Here is a 23,195-nt window from a genome sequence, read left to right as displayed (position 1 = left end):
CGGTTATTTCTTTTTTATGAAGAAAATAATCAATGTCACTACGATAGAAAAAGCTGTTAGGAAGACAGCACTTAGCTGCATTAACAAATTGATCGATTCGTAAATTGTCATTGGCATCACCCCTTTGAAAGAAGTGACCGCCGCCCAACCTGGTATGCAATTGCACTTTCTATTATAACATATTTACGAACTAATGTTCTATTTTATTTGTGTAATACTTGTTTAAACATTAAAAAACCGCCATGTGGCGGTTTTTAAATCTCTATCTGCATTGGTCTTTTCGCGCGGATATCTCCGAGCAAAAATTTACCATATGGGATAACATTTTGAATGATAATAGAAATAATGATTGGAATAACTGTACATAATATAGTGTAACCGACAACTCCATATTCAAAGTAATCGTTCAAAATCATGTCCGTAAAAATATGTAAGTACATAATAGCTATGGAATGATTTTCAATTTTTCGAAGCCATTCCAGTGAAAGAATTTTAGTTATTCTTTGGAAAAAGCCTACGATTACAATGATAAAGGAAATCGGGATAATTAAATCTAATAGCATATGATCATAACGAAGAAATTTCATGCTCAGTTTGTAATTTATCAATCCATTTTGATCTAGTAGAATCATTCCAAAAGCTAACGCTCCTGCGCTGAATAGCCAAGGCTTAGTCACATTCATCCACAGTGATTTACCGTAGTAGCCTAAAGAAAAGTATACTACTGCCATCAATACGACATCTAAATTCCATACCATTGGGATAGATTGTGCTGATTCTACTGCTGATTCACTGATTACTTCTCTAGCAAAAATACTTTGAAGATGCGCTGCAATATAGCAAAACGCAAGGAGACTTATTTGTTGTACTTTGCTTAAATATTTTGTCATCCACATAAATAATAGATAAGTAAAGAATAGAGTGGTGACAAACCAGAAAACTCCGTAAGCACCCCGTACGAATCTACCGGCAATGAATAATTTCCATAAATCATTTAAATACCAAGAAAAATCATGGTTTCCTTGGTATATTTCCATACCATATCGAATACCTGTAATCGTTAAAAGGAAAAATAGATAAGGTACCATTAGTTGTAGAAATCTTTTCTTTACTGTTTTATTAGATGTTGTATCTTCTTTGATTTCTTTGAAGAAGATTCCACTCAATAGAAAAAATGCTGGCATATGAAACCAGTAAATATACTTTGATAGAGGGAAATCTAGTTCTCCAGGGTAGTGTCCTATAACAACGAGGATCATTAAAAAACCCTTTGTTACGTCTACCCATGTGACTCGTTTCTTGTTCATGATGTTCCTCCATAGCCGTCTCATATGTTTGTATAGCCACTTTTTAGTGAATATAAACTTAAGGAGAGAAAAAAATAATAGAATGGAGGCTTGATAAAAATGACAACTGTTGTTTGTTTTGGTGATAGTATCACCGCTAGAAAGGAAGGTAATCCAAGTCCGGCGCTTACGTATAAGCTAGCTCAGAAATTACCGAACTATAATTTTATCAACGCCGGAGTCTCGGGCAATACTACTGAACAGGCGATTGAACGTTTCGCTGCAGATGTAATTGCTAAAAAACCTGACTATGTCACAGTTCTTTTTGGTTCGAATGATTCTGCCACATATCGTTTAGTAGACTTAGAATTATTCAAGCGTAATATAACCACCTTTGCGAAGGTCATTGGTCCAAGTAAGACGATTCTTATTTCACCGCCTCCAGTAGATGAATCTTTTCAGGAGAATCGCACTAATGAGTCCTTGCTACAATATACAACCGTTGTAAGAGAGGTAGCTGAAGAGACAGGTAGTCACTACATAGATTTTTTTACTGCTATGTATTCAAGAGAAGATTACAAAGAGCTATTAGTTGGCGAAAAGAACGATGGTCTTCATTTTGGGGAAGCAGGCTATGACATGCTGTCCGATTTAATCGCTCAAAAACTTATCGAGATAAACTTGAATCATCCTAAAAAGGGTTTATTGGAAAAGGTAATCGGCTTGTTTTTTGAAAAAGAAAAATAACGTATGTTATTACTGGCATTGGGAAACTCTATACATGAGTATCCAATGAAGGAGTGATAGCAATGCTTCAGTTAAACACAGAATTAGAAGGTAAGACAGCATTTTTTGGAGATTTACATGACCGTATCTCGAGTTTAGGTTATACAATCGGAGGAAACTGGGATTACCATAAAGGTAGCTTTGATTCTATCCTTTGCCGCGAGGAGGGAGAAACCATCTATCTTCGCATCCCATTTACAGTGACTCAAGGAGAGCTTGATGATTACGAGGCACACATTAAATTCCAATCTCCTTATTTAATAAAACATGTGGTCAATGTAGGTCTGGATAAAGATGAAAATTCGTTGCTAACTACTACGGGATTTGATCAGTTTCAATCACCCGTAGATCAAGACGGTAACATTACCGACAAGAACCGCTGGGAGCATGCTGGCGAGCAGGAAGTAGAAAAAGTGCTTCGATTATTGCATTAACATTAATAGAAGGGCTGTCTCACATAGGTGAGGCGGTCCTTTTGTTTATTGGAATAGGGATTCGCAAGCCGGTAGGGGATAGGGAAGGAGACGTGGAAGAGTCTGCGATTGATTGTCGTAAAAGATGTGAGGATTGTAGTAATCCAGAGGTTGATTGTCGCAAACTACCGGTGATTGTAGTAATCTAGGCTTTGATTGTCGTAATCGGAGCATTCAGCTATATCTTAGAGCTGTTCTTCATTTAAAGAGTTCTGTACATATAAATGTCCTAGAGTTACATTATGAGCGGTTATTCTTTATAATAGAGTCAAATAGATTTGTACTTGAAAGGAAAGCGATCGATGATGTATGAGCGATTGATTGATTCGGAGCTGGAGACGGAAGTTTTGGCCCGACAGCTAGCTGAGTTATTACAGCCTGCAGATGTCCTGACATTAGAGGGAGATTTGGGAGCAGGGAAGACAATATTTACGAAAAGTGTGGCGAAGGGTCTTGGAATCACAAGAAACGTGAACAGCCCAACGTTTACCATATTGAAGCAATATGAGGGTAGGCTACCTTTAAACCATTTGGATGTTTACCGTTTAGCGGATAGTGATGAGGATCTGGGCTGGGACGAGCTTTTTTACGGTGATGCAGTAAGCATTATTGAGTGGGCTCATTTAATACAAGAGGATTTGCCGCCTGAACGATTGGCAATACAGATTCATCGACTGGACAATGACAAGCGTCGATTTACGTTTGAGCCTTTTGGGAAGAGATATGAACAATTATGTGAGGAGCTTTTTGAATGATTTGGTTAGGAATAGATACATCTCATACACCGCTTGCGGTAGCAGTCGTAAAGGACGGGCAGGTGCTTGCAGAATATAAGTCCTCAGTGAAGGTAACTCATTCCATTGGAACGATGCCAGCAATAGAGGAGCTTATGAAAAAAGCTAATATTCAGCCTAACGAGCTAGATGCGATTGCGGTGGCAAAAGGGCCAGGCTCTTATACGGGAGTGCGAATCGGTGTGACAATCGGAAAGACGCTCGCTTGGACGTTAAATATTCCAATTTACTCGGTTTCAAGTTTGCAGGTGCTTGCAGGGAACGCACCATATTTCCAAGGGACGGTGTGTTCCATTATGGATGCTCGACGTGGAAATGTATTTGCGGGAATTTATACGGACGGTAAATTAGTGAAGGAATCTCATATGTCTATGGCAGATTTGCTATCTACTTTGGATGAGATGGGGCACCAGGTTTTATTTGTCGGAATGGATGTAGCTCTTCATTGGGAACAAATAAAAGACGTGCTTGGCGATAAAGTCCACCAAGCAGGAGCATCATTTTCATTACCAAGTGCTGCAGTCCTAATAGAAATTGCGCAAAGAATGGAGCCGGTAAGTGTACATACTACGGTACCAGAATATTTGCGAATAACAGAGGCAGAGGCAAACTGGATGAAAGAGCAGAAGAAAAATGGAAACTAAAACGATTACCTATCGCAAAATGACTATAGAAGACATAGACCAGGTGCTTTTAATAGAAGAAGAGGCATTCGCACATCCATGGACTAGAGAGGCATTCGAGCATGAAATGACGACTAATCTATATTCCTACTATTTAGTAGCGGAGATAGAGGAAAAGGATATTGTCGGCTATTGTGGAATGTGGATTGTCATGGATGAAAGTCATATCACGAATGTGGCAGTAGCAGAACGTATGCGAGGCCATCGAATTGGGGAAGGCTTAATGCGTGAGGCGATCCGTATTGTAAAGGAACAACAAGGAGTACTTATGACGTTAGAGGTACGCGTATCCAATACGGTTGCAAAAAATTTATATTACAAGCTTGGCTTCCAGGATGGAGGCATTCGTAAAAATTATTATACAGATACACAAGAGGATGCTCTTGTAATGTGGGTGGAATTCAAATGACAAAAGATCAATATATTTTAGGAATAGAAACAAGCTGTGATGAAACAGCGGCTTCCATAGTCAAAAATGGAACAGAAATAATATCCAATGTCGTAGCATCACAAATAGAAAGTCACAAGCGCTTTGGTGGAGTGGTTCCAGAGGTTGCTTCTCGTCATCATGTGGAGCAAATCACACTGGTTATAGAAGAAGCTTTAAAGCAAGCGGACATGACTCCTCAGGATTTAGATGCAGTGGCAGTAACCGAAGGCCCTGGGCTAGTAGGTGCCCTATTAATAGGAATAAACGCTGCAAAAGCATTCTCGTTTGCAAACGGTCTGCCTTTAGTAGGAGTTCATCATATTGCGGGGCATATTTATGCAAATGCGTTGGTCCAGCCGATGGAATTTCCGTTACTTGCTCTAGTAGTATCAGGAGGGCATACCGAGCTAGTGTTGATGAAAGAAGACGGTCAATTTGAGCTAATCGGAGAAACACGCGATGATGCAGCTGGAGAGGCTTATGACAAAGTAGCTAGAGTCTTGAATCTCCCTTATCCTGGTGGTCCACACATAGATCGTCTAGCAAATGAGAGCGATCAAGCAGTGCCTTTCCCAAGGGCTTGGCTAGAGGAGGGCTCTTATGATTTTAGTTTTAGTGGCTTAAAATCTGCAGTCATCAATTATCAGCATAATGCGGAGCAAAGAGGGGAAGCAATCAATCCTAACCATCTTGCCGCGGGCTTCCAAGAGAGCGTAATAGAAGTACTCACTACTAAAACGCTTCGTGCAGCCAGGGAGTTTAATGTGAAGCAAGTAATTGCTGCTGGTGGTGTAGCAGCAAATAAAGGACTGCGAAAAGCATTGGAAGAAGCATTCCAAAAAGAGAATATTCCTTTTTATGTGCCTCCGATCAAATTGTGTACAGACAATGCAGCCATGATCGCAGCTGCTGGTAGCTCTAAATTTTCAGCTGGGCAAATAGGGGATTTAGCGATGAATGGTCGTCCTGGGTTAGAATTAAATAGCTGGAACTAAACGAAATCCTCTTTTCTTCGACAAGAAAAGAGGATTTTTTACCATGTATTATTTCGGTTGTCAATAGAGAACATTCGTACTTATGCACAATTTGTTGATAACTTGTTAGTAAGTTGTGTGTTTTCAATATATTGTGGTTATTTATACTCACAACTTGTGGAAAACTAAGTTTTTAATCTGTGGACAATGTGGATAAACCTGTTGATAGATTGATATGACAGTACTTTTGATGTTAATAAATATGTGGAAAAAGATTTTTAGGAAAAAGGGGCTTGACCTATATATGCCATCGTTCGACAAAATACAACATGGGTATCTGATATCCTGTTAGAACGATTAGACAACTTTGTACCATAAACCGACTCGATCAATTTAATAATGGGTTGGCTTGTCCCATTAATCTGACTGTTTTCTTTATAAATTGAATAGTTAATCCCAAAAATAAATAGTTCGACATTATATATTTTTCCCCATATAAAAAAAGGTAAACCGAGTCAATCGGCTTACCCTGTAATTTCTTCTAATTGTTCCTGTAGCTCCAGCCATTCATTGGAGATGGTGTCTTGCTTTACCTTAAGGTTATCGAGCTCACTCTGTAATTTTTGGACTGCCTCATGGTCCTGGAAGACTTCTGGATCACATAGCTTTTCCTCGATTAATGCGATTTCTGAATCGATAGCAGGAATTTGTTCCTCGAGCTCATCGATTTGACGTCGAATTTGTCTTTCCTTTTTCTTCGCTTCTTTATCAATCGTCGAGGTATTTACCTTTTGAACGACTGTATTTTGTGCAATCGAGCTTTCCATTGCTAACTCCTCGAGCTCTTCCTTTTTCTCTAGATAATAGTCATAGTCACCTAAAAACAGTGTTGCTTCTTTGGAGGAGAGTTCAATTACCTTTGTTGCAATTCGGTTAATAAAATAACGGTCATGTGACACGAAGATAATTGTTCCAGGGAAATCGAGCAAAGCATTCTCTAAAACCTCTTTGCTATCCAAATCTAAATGGTTTGTAGGCTCATCAAGAACTAGCGTATTTGATTTCAATAGCATGAGCTTGGCAAGTGCAAGTCTAGCCTTTTCTCCACCGGATAGCGTAGAGACTGTTTTTTGGACATCGTCTCCAGAGAACAGGAAGCGACCTAGTACATTGCGAACATCCTTTTCATTCATGAGAGGCCATTCATCCCATAGCTCTTTCAAAACGGTTTTATTGCCGGAAAGAGCTGCTTGTTCCTGGTCATAGTAACCAAATTGCACATTCGTCCCGTATTGAATATGCCCGCCAGCAGATGGAAGCTGCTTCATAATTGTTTTCAGCAAGGTGGATTTACCGACGCCATTCGGTCCAACTAATGCAATCCGGTCCTGCTTGTACACAGAAAATGAGATGTTAGAGGAGACGGTTTTATTGGAGTAGCCAACAGCAACATCCTCTAAGCGCAGAACATCATTGCCACTTGGGCGGTCGATGGTAAAACCGAAGTTAGCGGATTTTTCATCGCCATCAGGTGCATCCATCCAGTCTGTCTTCTCGATTACCTTTCTTCTAGACTGCGCCATCTTGGTTGTGGAGGCACGAGCCAGGTTACGGCTAACAAAATCCTCTAGCTTTGCCTTTTCCTCTTGTTGCTTCTCATACTTCTTTTTATCCAGCTCATAATTTTTTGCCTTTTGCGTTAAATAGGCACTGTAGTTACCAACGTATCTCGTAACATTATGGCGAGAAACCTCGTACACTAGATTTACTACCTGATCTAGGAAGTACCGGTCATGGGATACGATTAAAATGGCTCCACTATAATTTTTCAAATAGTTTTCTAAGAAGCTGAGTGTTTGGATATCCAAATGGTTTGTAGGCTCATCGAGTATAAGTAAATCGGGCTTACTTAATAGCATTTTAGCTAAAGCTAGGCGTGTTTTTTGTCCGCCAGATAATGCTTGTACAGGCTTGTCATAGTCGTCCGGGAAAAACTGCATCCCATGTAAGATAGAGCGGATGTCAGATTCAAAGCGATAGCCACCAGCCTCGTTAAATGCAAGCTGAAGCTCGTCATATGTAGCAGCTACTTTAGCGTAGGCTTCTGGATCCTCATAGACAGCAGGGTCAGCCATTTGGGCTTCTAATGAACGTAATTCTTTTTCGGAGTCTATTAAATGACTGAAGATAGATTTCATTTCCTCCCAAATGGTCAGCTTGGATTCTAAACCGGCATGCTGCTCTAAGTAGCCTAGTCTAATATTTTTTGGCATGATAATGTCACCGGAATCATAGGACATTTCTCCGGCAATTATTTTAAGTAAGGTAGATTTCCCAGCACCGTTACGACCGACTAGTGCAACTCGGTCACGGTCTTGAACCTCTAGCTTTACGTTTGTTAATATATCTTCCCCATTAAAGGATTTAGTTACTTGGTTTACTTGTAAAACGATCACGATTATTTGCACCTCAATTCTATCCTAAGTGTAATAGATAGGACTTGTCGTTGCAACGTTCTCCCTTTACAATGAAAGAAAGGTAACGTGAAAAAATGAATTTGCCTTATACATTAGGAGGATACTTATGAAACGTGATGTACCTCGCATTCCTCAAGCGACAATGAAACGACTTCCTTTATATTATAGATTTTTACAAAGCTTTCACAATGCAGAGCATAAACGTATTTCATCCCAACAGCTAAGTGAAGCGATGAAAATCGACTCGGCGACCATCCGTAGAGACTTTTCTCATTTTGGTGCATTAGGTAAGAAAGGCTATGGCTACGATGTACCACACCTTCTAGAATTCTTCCGGAAGACACTGGACCAAGACGAAGCGGCTAAAGTTGCCTTGATAGGTGTTGGTAGCTTAGGTACAGCTTTTGTTAAATATAACTTTCAAAAAAACCATAACACTAGAATAGTAGTAGCATTTGATACGAAGGCACCACTCGAAGGAACGATCATCAGTGATATTCCAGTTTTTCATTCCAGTGTAATGCTAGAAAAACTTAAGGAATATGGAATTGAATTAGTAATCTTCACTCTACCAAGCCGTTCTGCTCAAGAAGTGGCAAACCTCCTAGTTGGCTCGGATGTAAAAGGAATATTAAACTTTACGCCTGTTCCTATAAGCACACCAGACGAGATACGCGTACATACGATTGACCTTTCCGTAGAACTTCAAACACTAATCTATATGATTCGAAACGATATCTAGAAAAGCGTAGGCGCCTATCCCTGCCCCGACAGGCAAATGGGGGAGTCGACAAATAAAAACTAGCAAGGATATCAAACTTCTCCATTCATCTGAAAAAGCCTTCGACTCTAATTTAGTCGAAGGCTTACTTTGTATATTCGCTTTTCAGGAGGGAATAAATGACAAGGTCGATATAGCGTCCCTTTTCAAATTCATGTTCCCTTAGAACACCATCTCTGTGAAAGCCTAGCTTACTTACTAGGTGAAGGGAGGCATCGTTTTCTGACGTGATTTGAGCTTCAATTTTGTTTACATTTAACTCTGAAAAGGCAAAGTGAATAACAGCCTTTAGTGTCTCCGTCATAATTCCCTTTCCCCATGATTCAGGGGAGAGGTCATAGCCTATTTCTATCCGATTGTGTTCAACCTCATAGTTTAAATAGCCACACGTACCAATCACTTTTTTGTTTACCTTCTCTTCTATTACCCAACGCAAACCAGTTTGCTCCGAAAATATTTTCTCGTACCAACTAATCTCGCCTTTTGCATCTTCAATAGAAGTAAACGGATCGAGTGGCATATGCTGCACAACATTTTCATTGGCATACAATTTTAAAATGTAGTCTGAATCTTGTTCAGTTGCCTTTCGGAGAATAAGTCTTTCTGTTTCTATTATAGGAAACTTCGTAAATGAAAAAGTCATAATGATTCCTCCTTATTGCAACATTTCTGCTAATCTTTCAAAGAAGTTAATTATTTCTTCATTATATAGTTGTGCAATTACTACGAATCCATTTAAAAGCATATGGGCAATAATAGAAGTGATGATTCTTTTAGTTTTATAATAAATGAATGCGAATATAAAACCAGACACAGCATATATTAGTATGTGCGTAAACTCAAAATGGATGACTGCAAAGGACAGTGAGCTTATAAGTGCTGCTACAAAGAAGTTTGTTTTAGGTAATAATGTTCCGAAAATGATACGACGGAAGATGAGCTCTTCTAAGATTGGGGCAAAGAATACGATAGAGAAAAAAACAAAGGGCACCGAACTAGCTAGTTCCATGAAATCTTGTGTATTTTCAGAACCGGGCTCGATTCCAAAAAACTTGATCTCAATATTAGCAGCAAGGGCCTGACCGTACAAAACCATTATGAATCCCAAAACTCCCCAGGCAACTGATTTGAGTGTGCTCGAAGCTAGTCCCTTTAAAGGTCGGATAAAGCTCTTGTCTTTTCGGATGATAAGTAAAGTGATGATTGTTGCAGTCCCCATTCCGATGAAAGTCCACCAGCCGTTAGCCAGTAACATAGGATTTTCCAGGTTATAGTATTTAAAAACCATAAATAGCAGAGAAGCAAAGATGATTCCGGAGAGCTGCATGACACAGTAGGTGATTAATATGTATAAGGCTGTTTGTTGTTTTTTCATCTAAATATCCTTTCCGTCTTCTATAAAGATTCTATTGCATAGCATACTGGTAATTATTATATGTGCTAGCCTTATTGTAATGGAAAACTAAAATAAAATCGCTTGTTAGCTATTTTATTCTTGGATAGTTTTAGTATTTAAAAGGGACTTGCTTTCGCACAAGGGCAAGGTGAAATACTCATGATCTAAGAGGAGAAAAAAGATAATAAAATTTTAAAAAAAGTTTAGGTTCTGACTTGCAAAATTTCCATAGTTTAATTATTATTATAAGTGTGTTAGCACTCAAAGTGTGAGAGTGCTAATAAATATTAAATTCAACTTATTTTAGGGAGGTAGTTTCACTTGTTAAGACCATTAGGTGATCGTATTGTAATCGAATTAATCGAAGCTGAGGAAAAAACAGCATCTGGCATCGTACTTCCAGACTCTGCTAAAGAGAAACCACAAGAAGGTAAAGTCGTTGCAGTAGGTACTGGACGAGTACTAGAAAACGGAAACCGCGTTGAATTAGACGTAACAGAAGGGGACCGTATTATCTTCTCTAAATATGCTGGAACTGAAGTAAAATATGAAGGCCACGACTATTTAATCTTACGCGAAAGCGATATTCTTGCTGTAATCGGCTAATAAAAGAAATTAAAAAGAACAATTAGGAGGGCATAATAACATGGCAAAAGAAATTAAATTTAGTGAAGACGCTCGTAGTGCAATGCTGCGTGGAGTAGATAAATTAGCAGACGCTGTTAAAGTAACATTAGGGCCAAAAGGTCGTAACGTAGTATTAGAGAAAAAATTTGGTTCTCCACTTATTACAAATGATGGTGTAACAATCGCAAAAGATATCGAGCTTGAGGATGCTTTTGAAAACATGGGTGCAAAATTAGTAGCTGAGGTTGCTTCTAAAACAAATGACATCGCTGGTGATGGTACAACAACTGCGACAGTTCTTGCACAATCTATGATCCGTGAAGGACTTAAAAACGTAACAGCTGGTGCTAACCCAGTTGGTATCCGTAAAGGAATCGACTTTGCTGTAGCTGCTGCTGTAACAGAGCTTAAAGCAATCTCTAAACAAATCGAAGGTAAAGATTCAATCGCTCAAGTAGCTGCTATTTCTTCTGGTGATGAAGAAGTTGGTGAATTAATCGCTGAGGCAATGGAGCGCGTTGGTAACGACGGAGTAATTACAATCGAAGAATCTAAAGGATTCACAACAGAGCTTGATGTGGTAGAAGGTATGCAATTCGACCGCGGATATGCATCTCCATACATGGTAACGGATTCAGATAAAATGGAAGCTAACTTAGACAACCCATATATCTTAATCACAGACAAAAAAATCTCAAGCATTCAAGAAATCTTACCAGTGCTAGAGCAAGTAGTTCAACAAGGTAAACCACTTTTACTAATCGCTGAGGATGTAGAAGGGGAAGCGTTAGCTACTCTAGTAGTAAACAAATTACGTGGTACATTCAATGCAGTAGCTGTTAAAGCTCCTGGATTCGGTGACCGTCGTAAAGCTATGCTTGAAGACATCGCTATTCTAACTGGTGCAGAAGTAATCACAGAAGACTTAGGCTTAGACTTAAAATCTGCGAACATCACTCAATTAGGACGCGCTTCTAAAGTAGTAGTAACAAAAGATAACACAACAATCGTAGAAGGTAACGGAGATACGAAAAACATCTCTAGCCGTGTTGCTCAAATCCGTGGCCAATTAGAAGAAACAACTTCTGAATTCGATAAAGAAAAACTTCAAGAACGTCTTGCTAAGCTTGCTGGTGGAGTAGCTGTCGTGAAAGTTGGAGCAGCTACAGAAACTGAGCTAAAAGAACGCAAACTTCGTATTGAAGATGCACTAAACGCAACTCGCGCAGCTGTAGAAGAAGGTATCGTATCTGGTGGTGGTACTGCACTAGTAAACGTATACAACAAAGTAGCTGAGCTTGCAGAAACAAAAGAGGGCGACGTAGCAACTGGTATCCGTATCGTTCTTCGTTCATTAGAAGAACCAGTTCGTCAAATCGCTAACAACGCTGGTTTAGAAGGATCTATCGTTGTAGATCGCCTAAAACGCGAAGATATCGGCATGGGCTTCAACGCAGCAACTGGCGAATGGGTTAACATGATCGAAGCAGGTATCGTAGACCCAACTAAAGTTACTCGTTCAGCTCTTCAAAACGCTGCATCTGTAGCTTCTCTATTCTTAACTACAGAAGCAGTAGTAGCAGACATTCCAGAACCAGCAGGAGCAGGCGGCATGGGTATGCCTGACATGGGCGGAATGGGCGGCATGATGTAATAAGCCTTGTTAACCCATGATTCATAAGGGTTACGATGTGAAGTGAAGTTTAGAGATTAACATATAGGATCGTTTAAAAATAGAAGCTTCTCATTAGTTGTAATAACTAGTGGGAAGCTTTTTTTATTTCTTGCTACTTTTTCCTTCATTTGTAGAGAGTACGTTAATTAGCTGATAAAAGGAATTGAAATTTAATCAAATAGTTTAAACAAAAGAAAAAAGGGCACTTAAAGTAGTAAGGAAACAAATTTCAAAAAACAGACAGGAGGAATAATTGATGACACAAATTGCTACGTATAACAACGGAATGACTAATACCGAGGAAGAAAAAAATGGAAAGCTTTTAAAGGGCTTGGTAGTGGGGGCTGTTATCGGTGCGGCTATTGCAATGCTTGATTCCAATACACGAAACAAAGTAACATCCACAACTAAAAACGTGAAAGACTCAACATTGGATATGTATAGCCAAGTTAGAAACAATCCAGGAGAAGTGAAAAACGATCTACAAGAGCGACTGAAATCTGCCTCTACGGTTCTGAAAGACGCAATAAACGACGCACAATCTCTATATGAAAAAGTGAACGAGAACATTCTTGCACCAGTTAGTCAAGTAAAGGAAGATTCAAGTGGGATTATTTCAAGTGCTAAAGAGATCACGTCTGATATAAAAGAAATAAGTGGAAAAGTGAAAGAAGCGGGAGAAGAAGTGGTAGATGGCAGTAATGGAAACAATCACACTAAAATTTAATATCTAAACTAAAACAGCACTTACTTTATTCTGCTAGAGTAAGTGCTGTTTTATTAATTAATAGCTGGTATCAGAATTTCAACAGTAGAATCTGGATCATTCACATTACCATTGAATACATATACAGGCTGATAATAACCTTTAGTATCATAAGTATAGTCTATGCGAACATCCGTTATCGTTAACTTATCTCCTTTTTGTAGAGGATTGAATAAGCTAAACTCCCCATTTAGTAATGCCTTATATGCTTCCTGTTGGGATATAACTTCCTTCTCCCTAACCAATTTATTATCACTCACGTCATAAATGATGCTATCAGGAGTTTGTTTATCAGAAAGGTTAACTACGATAAATCCTTGAGAAAAATCCTCACATGTAGATTGTACATTCTCTCGCTTTTCTAAATCCCAACGAATGGTACGTTCATCTTGCTTCTGATAGGTAGCATTACTAGGGAATAAACCTTCATTTTCTAACCAATCTTCCATAGACCGTTTTTGCTGTTCTATGTCTACTTTTGGAACCTCTTCGCTATAAGCATCAGATGAAAAGGACCATGAACCATTGGACATGAAATAAGTTAAGTAATAGAATTCACCTTCCTCATCTATCAGCTGTAGCTGGCGATTTTCCCCTTCCATTCGTATACCACCGTGCTGTTGTAAAGCAAATTGATCGGAGATGGATTGTGAGACTGTTTTAAAATTATTAATATCTCTAACATCTGAATTGTGGTACATACAAGCATTAGTCGATTTGTTAGATAGCTGTGTCTCTAGTTGCACATCAATTTGCTCCATACTTTGTTTTTGTACAGGCTTAAATGCCAGGTTTCCAAACTCTTGTGCATTATATACAACACTTGCTATACCGAATAACAGAACAAAAATTAGTGGAATAGCAAATGCTTTTACAATTGGAGCTAGTTTTAACTTTCGTTGCTCGATGCTTGTCATGATGGCCATTACTAAAAAGTAACCTGCTAGACTTCCGATTGTATTATGCAGAAGGTCGTCAAATTCAAAGATCCCTTTACCAGAAATGTACTGGAATATTTCTATACAAAGAGTAAATACAATCGAAATAATGAATACTCTCCAGAACCGTTTCATTTTTGGATGGATCAACGGCAATAAAACACCTAATGGAACAAACATTAACATATTAAAGAGGATTAACTGTAATTCAGGCATGGACCATTTGTTCCAGGCATTCACATAGCTACTGAACAGACTAGGATTAAATTGGCCAGTAAACATTGCAGGCCTACTTAAAGTAGTGATCCCTAATACGACGGTTCCCCAGCAAATCAGTAAAGGGATTAAAATAAATTTGGACAGACGTATTAGTTTTTTCCCCAGATAAACCTTTTTAAAAAGGAAAAACCCAATGATTAAGGCAATGAAAATAAAAATAGAATATTTTACATACGGCAAAAGACCAGACACTATACTTATTAAATCCATGAGAACGTAACCTCCTAAAATTAATTGGTAAGTTTATGGTAACCAATAAATCTTAAGGGGATATTAGGATAAATCTTAAGGTTTTATGAGTATTGAAATATAAGGAATTCTCAAATTACGTGATACAAATCTGGATGTCTATTTAAATATTTCTAGCTTATTTGTCATTTTTCGTTCATATATGCTCCTATAGCTCTGAAAAGATAAAGGTAGGGACTCTGCCGTAAATAGATCTTCATAAAAGGTAGAGGGATTATTTGATCCATTATCGTCGTTGTTTTTTTCTATAAGACCCCATATTTTTGGAGAGAGAGAAGATACTTTAGGTAATGCAGGAGATAGTGTTGTTTTTAAAGGGATAAATTCCGTATGGGCAGCATCATATTTCTTAAATTTAGGGTTAATGCGTATAAAGTCCTCCTCCGAGTTAAAAACGATGTTTGTTTTAAGTACCTCTTTATTATTCTCCATTAATTTATTATATGTTATATCGTACTCAGATCCGGAATCATCGTTTTTCCACGCGATAAATTGGACTGCTCGCGGTAGGTCTATAAATACATTGTTTTGAAAGGTAGGGTTAAGGGCGCCACTAGCCATAATTCCTCTATTCGAGTTGTATTCACCTGGGTCAACATTTTTGATGATATTATATTCTATTGTTGAGTTGCTCCAGTTCATGACGCGTATGGCATCCTGACGCATTTTTTCTATTTTATTATTTCTAATAACAATATTATCGTGATATTTACCACCCGAATATTTATGAGTACCGATTGCCCGGTCTAAGTCATAGAAGACATTGTCCTCTATTAGCATATTGGTGTTTGGTGTCTTGTCGAATTTACTCCATTTAGAGCTCCAGCCATTCGTCAGCTTGTCAGGGGTATCGATATTAATGGCTTCTTTTATTTCAGTTGGAGAGGCTTTTGAATTCATAAACTTGTTGTTGGATATAACAGCGTTCCTTGTGGCATCAATTTCGATGAAATGACCAGAATACATGTTAGTAAAATGGATATTCTCAATTTTAATGTTTTTATTATGTCCTGCAATAATAGCAATTGCATCCTTATCAAAATTTAAATCCATGGTCGCTGTTCCTGCTCCAATGAACGAGATATTTTTTTCACCTTCGTGCTTACCATAGACACCTTCCTCTTTTCCTAATGAAGGTCGGATAAGATGGAAAAGTGATTTATCGGCATCGAGCTCAGAGGTGCCAGTTTTATCACTATTAACAAGCTTTGCGCCATCTTCTAATTTAACCGTTACATTAGAAGGGACAAAAAGTACATTGGATACTGTGTAAGTGCCCTTTTCTATGATGAGTGTCCCACCGTTTATTTTTTCAAGCTGTTCCAGATAGGAACGTAGTAAATAATAATGTTTCGTATGAGAATTGTATGTAGAATAGCTCTCGAACTTATGATTGTATGTATCGCTGGATGGGGTAATCGTATATGTTTCTGCCTTAGCTTCAATAGGACCTGTAGGAAAGACAACCCATAGTGCCCAAATGACTAAGGTCAGTAAAAGTTTTTGCATGATTTCTTTCTTCCTCCTGGCAACTGCTTATAGTCTAGTCTTTGAATTTTTCTAGATTACTAGACTCTATAAAGTATTTACCCGAAATAAGAAATAATAATCAGAGAGTCATTTTAGCGAAGTGAATTGCACGTGGGAAGGGGAACAAAACAACACGGATATTTTTCATCTGGGAGAAGTATATTTATTAGGTGAAGGAAATAAGGAGTATGTATAAAGTGATGAGCTGGGAAGTGAAATTCCTAGCTCATTTTTTTCTTCGGTATTTTAGGAGAGCGTTTTAGTCATTATTAAATCTATCTGTTCTTCATCACCCATATAAAAGGAGTGATCGCTGGTTTGAACAAACCCCATGTTCTTATAGAAAACAATTGCATTTTCATTCTTCTCCCATACACCTAACCAAATTTTCTTTTTATCGCTTTCCATTGCGATTTCTATCGCCTTGTTGAGGAGAAGTTTTCCAAGTCCTAGCTTTTGAAACTTATTCTTTACATATATCCTCTCTATTTCAAGTGATTCCTCATCCATCTTTTCAGACTGTGCCTCATCAACATTGACCTTTAAGTAACCGGCAACTTCATTGTTATGATAAACAAAAAAGAATTGCGAGGAAATATTGGATAATTCTTTTTCTAATTGTGTTAAATTAAATGCTCGTTCTAAATAAGTATTCATATTTTCAGGTGAATTTTGATGCTTAAATGTCTCATCAAATGTTTCATAACTAATTTCTTGAAGCGTATGCAAATCTTCAAAGGTACATTTTTTAAGAGTTAAAGTCATTTATATATATCTCTCCTTTAAGTTCATTTGAATAAAGCTGTTTGTTTAACATTAGTGTAGCATCCCTAAGACGCTTCAGAAATAGTAAATACTCTTTTGGGAGGGGGGGATGACTTATCCTTATCCTACGAAAAGTGTGAGATAGAGACAAAATCAATTAAAAAGCCTTCAAGCAAAGAAAGCTTGAAGGCTGTTGACATGATTAATTTTTTGAGTTGATCGTCTGTTTTTTCCCTTTGATAAAGAACGATAAAATCAAACCAACTACTGCTAATGCAATAGCATATTTGAAAGACGTTTGCACGCCATAGATAAATGAATCGATGGAAGGAATAGTAGTACCTTCCTCCTTCATGAATGAAGTTTGAGCAGTGGACATGATTGTAATTGCGACTGCTGTACCGATTGCACCAGATACCTGCTGAAGCGTGTTCATTAATGCAGTGCCATCTGGATATAAATGACGTGGTAATTGGTTTAAGCCATTTGTTTGAGCCGGAGCCATAACAAGCGATACACCAATCATCATAACACTATGAAGCACGATTATCGTAAGTTGAGAAGTTTGTTGGTCAATTTGCATAAAGAATACGAACGCAATACCGATTAAAATAAATCCTGGCATTACAAGAACCTTTGCACCATAGTCGTCAAATAGCTTTCCGACAATAGGTGAGAAAATACCGTTAATAACACCACCAGGCAATAGAACAAGTCCTGCTGTGAATGTTGCTAAAGCTAAGCCTGTTTGTAGGTAAAGTGGAAGCAAGATCATGGTAGAAAGAATACACATAAAGGCGATAAATACCGCGATTAGGCCAAGTACAAACATAGGATATTTTAGTACTGCTAGATTGATCATTGGTTTTTCCATGTTCAGCTGGCGCCAAGTGAATAGAGCTAGACCGATTATACCTGCAGCTAATGCAACAATTACAATAGTACTCCCCCAGCCATTTTCTCCTGCCACACTGAAGCCATACACAATTCCTCCGAATCCAATACTGGAGAAGAGAACAGATAGTACATCAATCTTTGGATGAGTTAGTTCATTCACATTTTGCATATAGAAATAGCCGAAAACTAAAGCAAATACAAGGAATGGCAGTGTCGTCCAGAAAATCCAGTGCCAAGTTAAGTATTCTAAAATTATTCCAGATACGGTAGGGGAGATTGCTGGTGCAAACATAATAACAAGTCCCATGATACCCATTGCGGATCCACGTTTTTCGACTGGGAAGATTAATAGAACCGTATTAAACATCAAAGGTAATAGAATAGCAGTACCAACTGCTTGTACAATACGTGCCATTAATAAGAAGGCAAAGGTTGGCGCAAGTCCTGCAATTATTGTCCCTACGATAGAAAATGTTAAGGAGGTTAAGAATAGCTGACGAGTCGTAAATTTTTGGATTAGCAATCCAGAAATCGGTACAAGTATACCTAGGGTCAGCAGGAAGCCAGTTGTCAGCCATTGAATCGTTGTATGTTCAACGCCTAGCTCGACAGTTAGTTGTCCTAATGCCATGTTTAGTGCTGTTTCACTGAAGAGACCTACAAAGCCCGCTATTAAGAATGCAGAAAGTATAGGTAATTTTTTAATTGGTTGTGACATGTAAATCCTACTCTCTATTATAAATTACTGTTTTGGTGGTACTAAATTGGGTATTTGTTTGGCGATAGCTCTTAATGGATCACCAGAAGCACTTGTGACGCTCAACAATATCCCACCTTCAAATAATGCGTTTAATGTTATGGCAAGATTAGTTGCACATTCTTCCGACATACCATAATCGATAAACTTCTCTTTCACTAATTTTTGCCAGCTTTTAAAAACGTGGTCACAGGCTAGACGAATCTCATTGTTTTTAAGAGCCATTTCTCCTGCAATATTACCAATAGGAACACCATATAATTCATGCTTTTGCTCAATTTGCGTAGCAATCATATTCAATTGATTTAATAACATTTCAATAGGATCAGCAGATTTGTTCAATAGATTTTTTGTATCACTTAGTAACAAATCTCCTGTATATTGGATAGCAGCAAGAAGTAGCTCTTCCTTACCGTTCGGAAAGTGATGATAAAGGGCGCCTTTAGTTGTGTTGCTTTCGTTGATAATAGTGGAGATTTTTACCGCTTCAAAACCATAACAACTAAATAAGTGGCCTGCAGTCTTGATAAGGTGCTGTTTAGTTTCCATCCCTGGGGGCATCTTATTTACTCCTTTCTAAAACAGAACGGTCGGTTTGTTTTTTGCACAAAGACTAGTATATAGACTATTGAAAGACAATGCAAGATTAAAAGAACAGAAGAACTAGATATCATATGTAAGCAAAATAAAAGAACTCTAATGTAGCATCGCTGCACCGGAGTCCCAAAGTTTTATATTATAATGTACCTCTGTCTACTTGCTCCTTCAGGATTTGTAGGTTTCCTAATACGTTTTTGGAAACCTCTAATGTCTCTTCGATGGCATTAGCTTTTTCGTCCGCAAGCTGGTAAATGATTTCATTAAACAGTAGCTCCATTTCATCTAAAATGGCTAAGGTCGCCACATTGTATAATCGCACATTTTCAAACTTAGCTGGTTCAAAGATGGCGGTATCCAGGTAGGGTTTAAAGTTATCAAGCATCTCTGGTAAGTTTGTATGCATCCGATTAAATCCAACACGCAAACTTTCCATTAGGACCTCCATTTCTACTAGAGGCTCTAGAGCACTGGCAACGGCACTTTTAACTCTTTGCTCATAATCTGTGAATATACTCATCAACAAGCTGATTGGATTTCCATATATCGCGATATTTTGAGCGGCCTTTACTGCGACAATAATGGCAGTCAATGCAGCTTCTATTAAAAGTACAATACGTTCCAGTCTAGAAAGGATAGGTCTTAATATCGTTGTTCCTACAGTCACAATTGTATTATGAGCTAATTCTACTTGGACTTCCTTCATTTTCATTCCGATTACTAAATAAGAAGATTCCTGAATTGTTTTAATTTCTGTTTTTTGAACAGCATCTACACGTTCTCCTGGTGTGGCTCCCGAGTGGATAGCATCAGCTAGGCTCACATCTCGATTAATAAAAGAATTGGCAATGTCGTTAACCTGCGCTTCATATTCTGTTAACTGAGTGTACACCTCTTCTTTGTTTATCTTTAGGACGTTATAATGTGCCGCAAGCTCCCCTACAACAGCATCAACGAAATTGTCTGTGCCTCCTCTAAATAGTTCAGGGATTTCGTTATAAAGGATATTGTGGGCACTAGCGACTAGGTAATCTACATCTTGCTTGAGTTGGTTTAAATAGTCTCTAGCCGGAGCAAAGAGCGTTTCTACACTTATGTTAGTGGAGGTAATAAACTCAATAAGTTCTGCAGGCTTTGAGTTTAGAATGCTGTTTAAGATGAGACAACGTTCCTCAGCCTTATTCAGAAGGTCGATTAAGTCATCGATTGCCGCTTTGATAATGGCCCCTGTCTCCGCTATTCCCTTAAAAAGTGGGTCTACAGCTATTTCCTCCAACTTTTGTTGGAATGTCTCTTGAAGTGTGGTGACACGCTGACTAAATTTTGCATTCTCATCTTCCACAATACTGACTGAGTTACTTATATACTCTTGAACATTGGTAATTCGACCCTTTACTTGGTCTCTAATACCATTGGAGAGTAAAATCATGTTTTCTTGGTTAATCTCAATTTTTTCGCTATAGCCTCCATAAATAGGCTGCCCTGTCCAAATACTCGTTACAATATGATCGTCGGCCCCAATATGGATAAATCCATGTCCAGGCTGTCCCTTTATGCCAACTTCAATGACAAAGTTCCCATCTTTATCTGGATCTACGTAGCCCGTATGATTCGGGGCAATCATGGAAAGGAGGGGAACCCCATTATTGATGCTATACTTTTTCCCAGGTATTCTATTACCTAATCCTAGCGATTCCTCTGTACTTGTAAGAAAGTCAAAGCGGCTATAGTAATTGGTTATATTATCGTACATCATTGTAGGATCTACTAAACCAGCAGGAAGGATGGCTGGATTTAAAGTGACAGCCTTCACCTGAGGATTTTCAATAGCGACAGCATTAGTTAATCCTCCACCTAGGGAGTTACCTGTTACGGAATCTACTTTACCAAGGTTAGTATTTACCCAGTCAAAGTAGTCTTGTGCATCACCTACTTGTGCAGGGGGAGTGTCAGCGAGTAGCTTTGCATTCGTATCAATCCAATCCTTATTGTCCTCGCTCCCAATATAAACTACCGTCAATTCCTTCGTTTCATGGTTTTGTACAGTAACAGCATCTAGCCCAGAGGACATCCCATATTGGGTATCTACTACTTTAAAAATTTTATCGTTTACGGTTATAATTTTACCGGTTTGATAATGTCGGTAAGCATGAAAACCAGCTAATTCTACTAAATCTTGGTCAGTTGTCTGGACGTTAGAAACAGGATTAATAGTAGTCACCTAGATTTTCACTCCTATTCTTTTCTAATTTCATTCAAGGCAGTTTTGTTTAATGAGCTTTTTTTGGAGCCGTCAGCATATTCTGCGTTTATCAAGTTATCATGTAAAATGACGGAATAAGAGCCTCGTGGTAGGCCTTCCATTTGCTCGATATCAGAAACTATTTTGTCATAAAGCACTTCATCTGGGTCAGTATCTGATTCTTTCATATATAAAGTAATCGTAATAAGCATTAGATTTGAATTTAAATCATACTTTTTCATTGAGCTCTTTAACTCTTCTTTGCTAATGGTAGGATTTTCTATATATTTGTTGTAAAGCTCGGTAAAGTATTCACCAGCAGCGCTTGTATAATAATAGGGAGTTGCATATCCATTAGCTCCTACCTTTTCAACTGCCTCCATACGGGTACCTACTAAAGGATTTTCTTCAGTGAGTTTCTCTAAGTAGTTATCAAGTGTAGAAAATTCCTGATCATGGATCATCGCATAAAGCCCAGTAGTAATGGCATCTTCTATCTGTCCCTCTTGAGACCATACTTTATCTACTTCTACTTTTTCATTCTCAACATCAATAGGTACAATAGCAAATGTATAAAAATGAGGTTCCCTTATAGATTCCACGAATACAGAGGCACCATCCACAGCTCCCACAATGTTATGGATTTTCACTTCTGTTTTATAGTTGTTTAAAAAGAAGTCCTTTACCGCTTGTTCAATTTCCTCTCGATTTGCTTCAGCTATTTTATCTGTTTCCTCCCCGTCCTGTAGGGCATATTCCTCCCCAGTGTAATCTTGAACACTAACAAAGCTTGAAGAATCTAAAGCCACATCTCCTTTACCAATTATTTCGGATTCCTTTTTGCTTTCTACTTCCATATTGCAGCCTCCTAATAAAAGTGTTGTGCTAACAATTGCTACGGCCATTTTGTTATTCTTCATTTTAATCCTCCCGCTTTAATGCTCAAACTATCGGTTTTTATTCATTGTAATCAAACCTTAGTAGATATGAAAATAATAGCTTCCTATTTTATTTGAATTTTGAGAAAATGAGCGAAAGGGTCTATGGATAACATAAAAAATGAGGACTTTGGTTGAATAAGGGTTAGATCTGCCTATCCTCTTTATACTGGGGAAGAACATATAAGGAATAGGAGATAATTAGTGGGAAATATATAAATCGTTAGAAAAAGTGAAACTTTTCTGTGAAGTTTCTGTCTGATAGATTATAGGAGGGATTATATTGAAGAAACTTCTCATATTAATGCTCCCGTTTATTTGGCTAGCAGGATGCGATTCTAGCACAGAAAAGGATTTAGCTGTTGATGTTCCAGTCCCTGAAGAGCAAGCTAGCGAGCATGATGGAACGAAGGAAGCCTATCTAAACAAATTAGACGAGATTGAAAGTAGCCTAAAGGAATTCGATAAGGTATATGAATCTGGTACACAGGCGGATATGAACGAGGCTAAATCAGAGACTTTTGAAAGATGGGACGATGCATTAAATGAAGTTTATGATGTACTTAAAGACCAGCTTTCTGAAAGTGACTTCGAGGATTTAAAGAAAGAACAAGAAGACTGGATTGTGCAACGTGATCAAATAGCAGAAGAAAAATCACAGGAAGCTGAAGGTGGAACACTTGAACCATTCCTGTATGCGAGTGCTCTAGCCGATCTCACTAAAGAAAGAAGCTATGAGCTAGTAAATAAATACATGAAGTAAATTAACCGCCTCTCGTTTGAGTGGCGGTTAATTTACTTCATGTACTGGCACTTATACTAATTCATTTAAATGAATAGTTAAAATTTTAGGAA

Annotated in this window: 23 protein-coding genes; 12 read left to right on the top strand and 11 right to left on the bottom strand. The window is 38.2% G+C overall.

Features of this window, described 5'->3' with window-relative positions:
* Positions 1 to 254: 254 nt before the first annotated feature.
* Complete coding sequence (locus tag HF876_RS12905) at positions 255 to 1,307, bottom strand: acyltransferase family protein (protein ID WP_169360469.1); 1,053 nt, start codon at positions 1,305 to 1,307, stop codon at positions 255 to 257.
* Between the two features lie 99 nt (positions 1,308 to 1,406).
* Between HF876_RS12905 and HF876_RS12900 the strand changes: the two genes are divergently transcribed.
* From HF876_RS12900 to tsaD, 7 genes are all read left to right on the top strand, one after another.
* Positions 1,407 to 2,033 carry a GDSL-type esterase/lipase family protein gene (locus HF876_RS12900; protein WP_169360468.1) on the top strand — a complete coding sequence of 209 codons (627 nt, stop codon included), beginning with the start codon at positions 1,407 to 1,409 and terminating at the stop codon, positions 2,031 to 2,033.
* Between the two features lie 62 nt (positions 2,034 to 2,095).
* Positions 2,096 to 2,506, top strand: coding sequence for a YugN family protein (locus HF876_RS12895; protein WP_169360467.1), 411 nt, complete (start codon positions 2,096 to 2,098; stop codon positions 2,504 to 2,506).
* 41 nt (positions 2,507 to 2,547) lie between these two features.
* On the top strand, positions 2,548 to 2,694 hold the full coding sequence (locus HF876_RS12890) for a hypothetical protein (RefSeq protein ID WP_169360466.1): 147 nt from the start codon (positions 2,548 to 2,550) through the stop codon (positions 2,692 to 2,694).
* A gap of 153 nt (positions 2,695 to 2,847) precedes the next feature.
* Entirely contained in the window at positions 2,848 to 3,300 is a 453-nt protein-coding gene (gene tsaE / locus HF876_RS12885; RefSeq protein ID WP_169360465.1) for a tRNA (adenosine(37)-N6)-threonylcarbamoyltransferase complex ATPase subunit type 1 TsaE, read from the top strand.
* A complete protein-coding gene (gene tsaB / locus HF876_RS12880) occupies positions 3,297 to 3,983 on the top strand; it encodes a tRNA (adenosine(37)-N6)-threonylcarbamoyltransferase complex dimerization subunit type 1 TsaB (protein WP_169360464.1) in 687 nt (228 codons plus the stop codon). The genes tsaE and tsaB overlap by 4 nt, the downstream gene beginning before the upstream one ends.
* A complete protein-coding gene (gene rimI, locus HF876_RS12875; RefSeq protein WP_169360463.1) occupies positions 3,973 to 4,431 on the top strand; it encodes a ribosomal protein S18-alanine N-acetyltransferase in 459 nt (152 codons plus the stop codon). The genes tsaB and rimI overlap by 11 nt, the downstream gene beginning before the upstream one ends.
* Positions 4,428 to 5,447 carry a tRNA (adenosine(37)-N6)-threonylcarbamoyltransferase complex transferase subunit TsaD gene (tsaD, locus tag HF876_RS12870; protein ID WP_169360462.1) on the top strand — a complete coding sequence of 340 codons (1,020 nt, stop codon included), beginning with the start codon at positions 4,428 to 4,430 and terminating at the stop codon, positions 5,445 to 5,447. The genes rimI and tsaD overlap by 4 nt, the downstream gene beginning before the upstream one ends.
* Positions 5,448 to 5,950: 503 nt before the next feature.
* Here the strand turns inward: tsaD and HF876_RS12865 are convergent.
* Positions 5,951 to 7,882, bottom strand: a complete 1,932-nt coding sequence (locus tag HF876_RS12865; RefSeq protein ID WP_169360461.1) for an ATP-binding cassette domain-containing protein — start codon at positions 7,880 to 7,882, stop codon at positions 5,951 to 5,953.
* Between the two features lie 127 nt (positions 7,883 to 8,009).
* On the opposite strand from HF876_RS12865, the gene HF876_RS12860 reads away from it, so the two are divergent.
* Entirely contained in the window at positions 8,010 to 8,645 is a 636-nt protein-coding gene (locus tag HF876_RS12860) for a redox-sensing transcriptional repressor Rex (protein ID WP_169360460.1), read from the top strand.
* A gap of 124 nt (positions 8,646 to 8,769) precedes the next feature.
* Here HF876_RS12860 and HF876_RS12855 read toward each other — a convergent pair whose 3' ends face one another.
* Complete coding sequence (locus HF876_RS12855) at positions 8,770 to 9,327, bottom strand: GNAT family N-acetyltransferase (RefSeq protein WP_205964102.1); 558 nt, start codon at positions 9,325 to 9,327, stop codon at positions 8,770 to 8,772.
* Positions 9,328 to 9,339: 12 nt separating this feature from the next.
* Entirely contained in the window at positions 9,340 to 10,059 is a 720-nt protein-coding gene (locus tag HF876_RS12850; RefSeq protein ID WP_169360459.1) for a CPBP family intramembrane glutamic endopeptidase, read from the bottom strand.
* A 342-nt stretch (positions 10,060 to 10,401) separates the two neighbouring features.
* Between HF876_RS12850 and groES the strand changes: the two genes are divergently transcribed.
* The 3 genes from groES to HF876_RS12835 all read left to right on the top strand — a co-directional run bounded on the left by groES (position 10,402) and on the right by HF876_RS12835 (position 13,109).
* The gene (gene groES / locus HF876_RS12845) at positions 10,402 to 10,686 is read left to right on the top strand and encodes a co-chaperone GroES (RefSeq protein ID WP_169360458.1); all 285 of its coding nucleotides are present in this window, start codon (positions 10,402 to 10,404) and stop codon (positions 10,684 to 10,686) included.
* Positions 10,687 to 10,726: 40 nt separating this feature from the next.
* Positions 10,727 to 12,361, top strand: a complete 1,635-nt coding sequence (groL, locus tag HF876_RS12840) for a chaperonin GroEL (RefSeq protein WP_169360457.1) — start codon at positions 10,727 to 10,729, stop codon at positions 12,359 to 12,361.
* A 277-nt stretch (positions 12,362 to 12,638) separates the two neighbouring features.
* Positions 12,639 to 13,109, top strand: coding sequence for a YtxH domain-containing protein (locus HF876_RS12835; RefSeq protein WP_169360456.1), 471 nt, complete (start codon positions 12,639 to 12,641; stop codon positions 13,107 to 13,109).
* A gap of 53 nt (positions 13,110 to 13,162) precedes the next feature.
* Here HF876_RS12835 and HF876_RS12830 read toward each other — a convergent pair whose 3' ends face one another.
* From HF876_RS12830 to HF876_RS12800, 7 genes are all read right to left on the bottom strand, one after another.
* A complete protein-coding gene (locus HF876_RS12830; RefSeq protein ID WP_169360455.1) occupies positions 13,163 to 14,575 on the bottom strand; it encodes a VanZ family protein in 1,413 nt (470 codons plus the stop codon).
* Positions 14,576 to 14,713: 138 nt separating this feature from the next.
* Entirely contained in the window at positions 14,714 to 16,123 is a 1,410-nt protein-coding gene (locus HF876_RS12825) for a right-handed parallel beta-helix repeat-containing protein (RefSeq protein ID WP_169360454.1), read from the bottom strand.
* Positions 16,124 to 16,390: 267 nt separating this feature from the next.
* A complete protein-coding gene (gene paiA / locus HF876_RS12820) occupies positions 16,391 to 16,909 on the bottom strand; it encodes a spermidine/spermine N(1)-acetyltransferase (protein WP_169360453.1) in 519 nt (172 codons plus the stop codon).
* 202 nt (positions 16,910 to 17,111) lie between these two features.
* Positions 17,112 to 18,524 carry a DHA2 family efflux MFS transporter permease subunit gene (locus HF876_RS12815; RefSeq protein ID WP_169360452.1) on the bottom strand — a complete coding sequence of 471 codons (1,413 nt, stop codon included), beginning with the start codon at positions 18,522 to 18,524 and terminating at the stop codon, positions 17,112 to 17,114.
* Between the two features lie 24 nt (positions 18,525 to 18,548).
* Positions 18,549 to 19,124 (bottom strand): TetR/AcrR family transcriptional regulator, encoded by a 576-nt coding sequence (locus tag HF876_RS12810; RefSeq protein ID WP_169360451.1) that lies wholly within the window; start codon positions 19,122 to 19,124, stop codon positions 18,549 to 18,551.
* Positions 19,125 to 19,299: 175 nt separating this feature from the next.
* A complete protein-coding gene (locus tag HF876_RS12805) occupies positions 19,300 to 21,381 on the bottom strand; it encodes an SA1320 family protein (protein ID WP_169360450.1) in 2,082 nt (693 codons plus the stop codon).
* A gap of 14 nt (positions 21,382 to 21,395) precedes the next feature.
* The gene (locus HF876_RS12800) at positions 21,396 to 22,322 is read right to left on the bottom strand and encodes a DUF1672 family protein (RefSeq protein ID WP_169360449.1); all 927 of its coding nucleotides are present in this window, start codon (positions 22,320 to 22,322) and stop codon (positions 21,396 to 21,398) included.
* Positions 22,323 to 22,623: 301 nt separating this feature from the next.
* Between HF876_RS12800 and HF876_RS12795 the strand changes: the two genes are divergently transcribed.
* Positions 22,624 to 23,103, top strand: a complete 480-nt coding sequence (locus HF876_RS12795) for a lysozyme inhibitor LprI family protein (RefSeq protein WP_169360448.1) — start codon at positions 22,624 to 22,626, stop codon at positions 23,101 to 23,103.
* Positions 23,104 to 23,195 lie beyond the last annotated feature (92 nt).

Source organism: Psychrobacillus sp. BL-248-WT-3, assembly GCF_012843435.1.
GTDB lineage: Bacteria > Bacillota > Bacilli > Bacillales_A > Planococcaceae > Psychrobacillus.
This window is presented reverse-complemented; position numbering and strand designations above follow the sequence as displayed.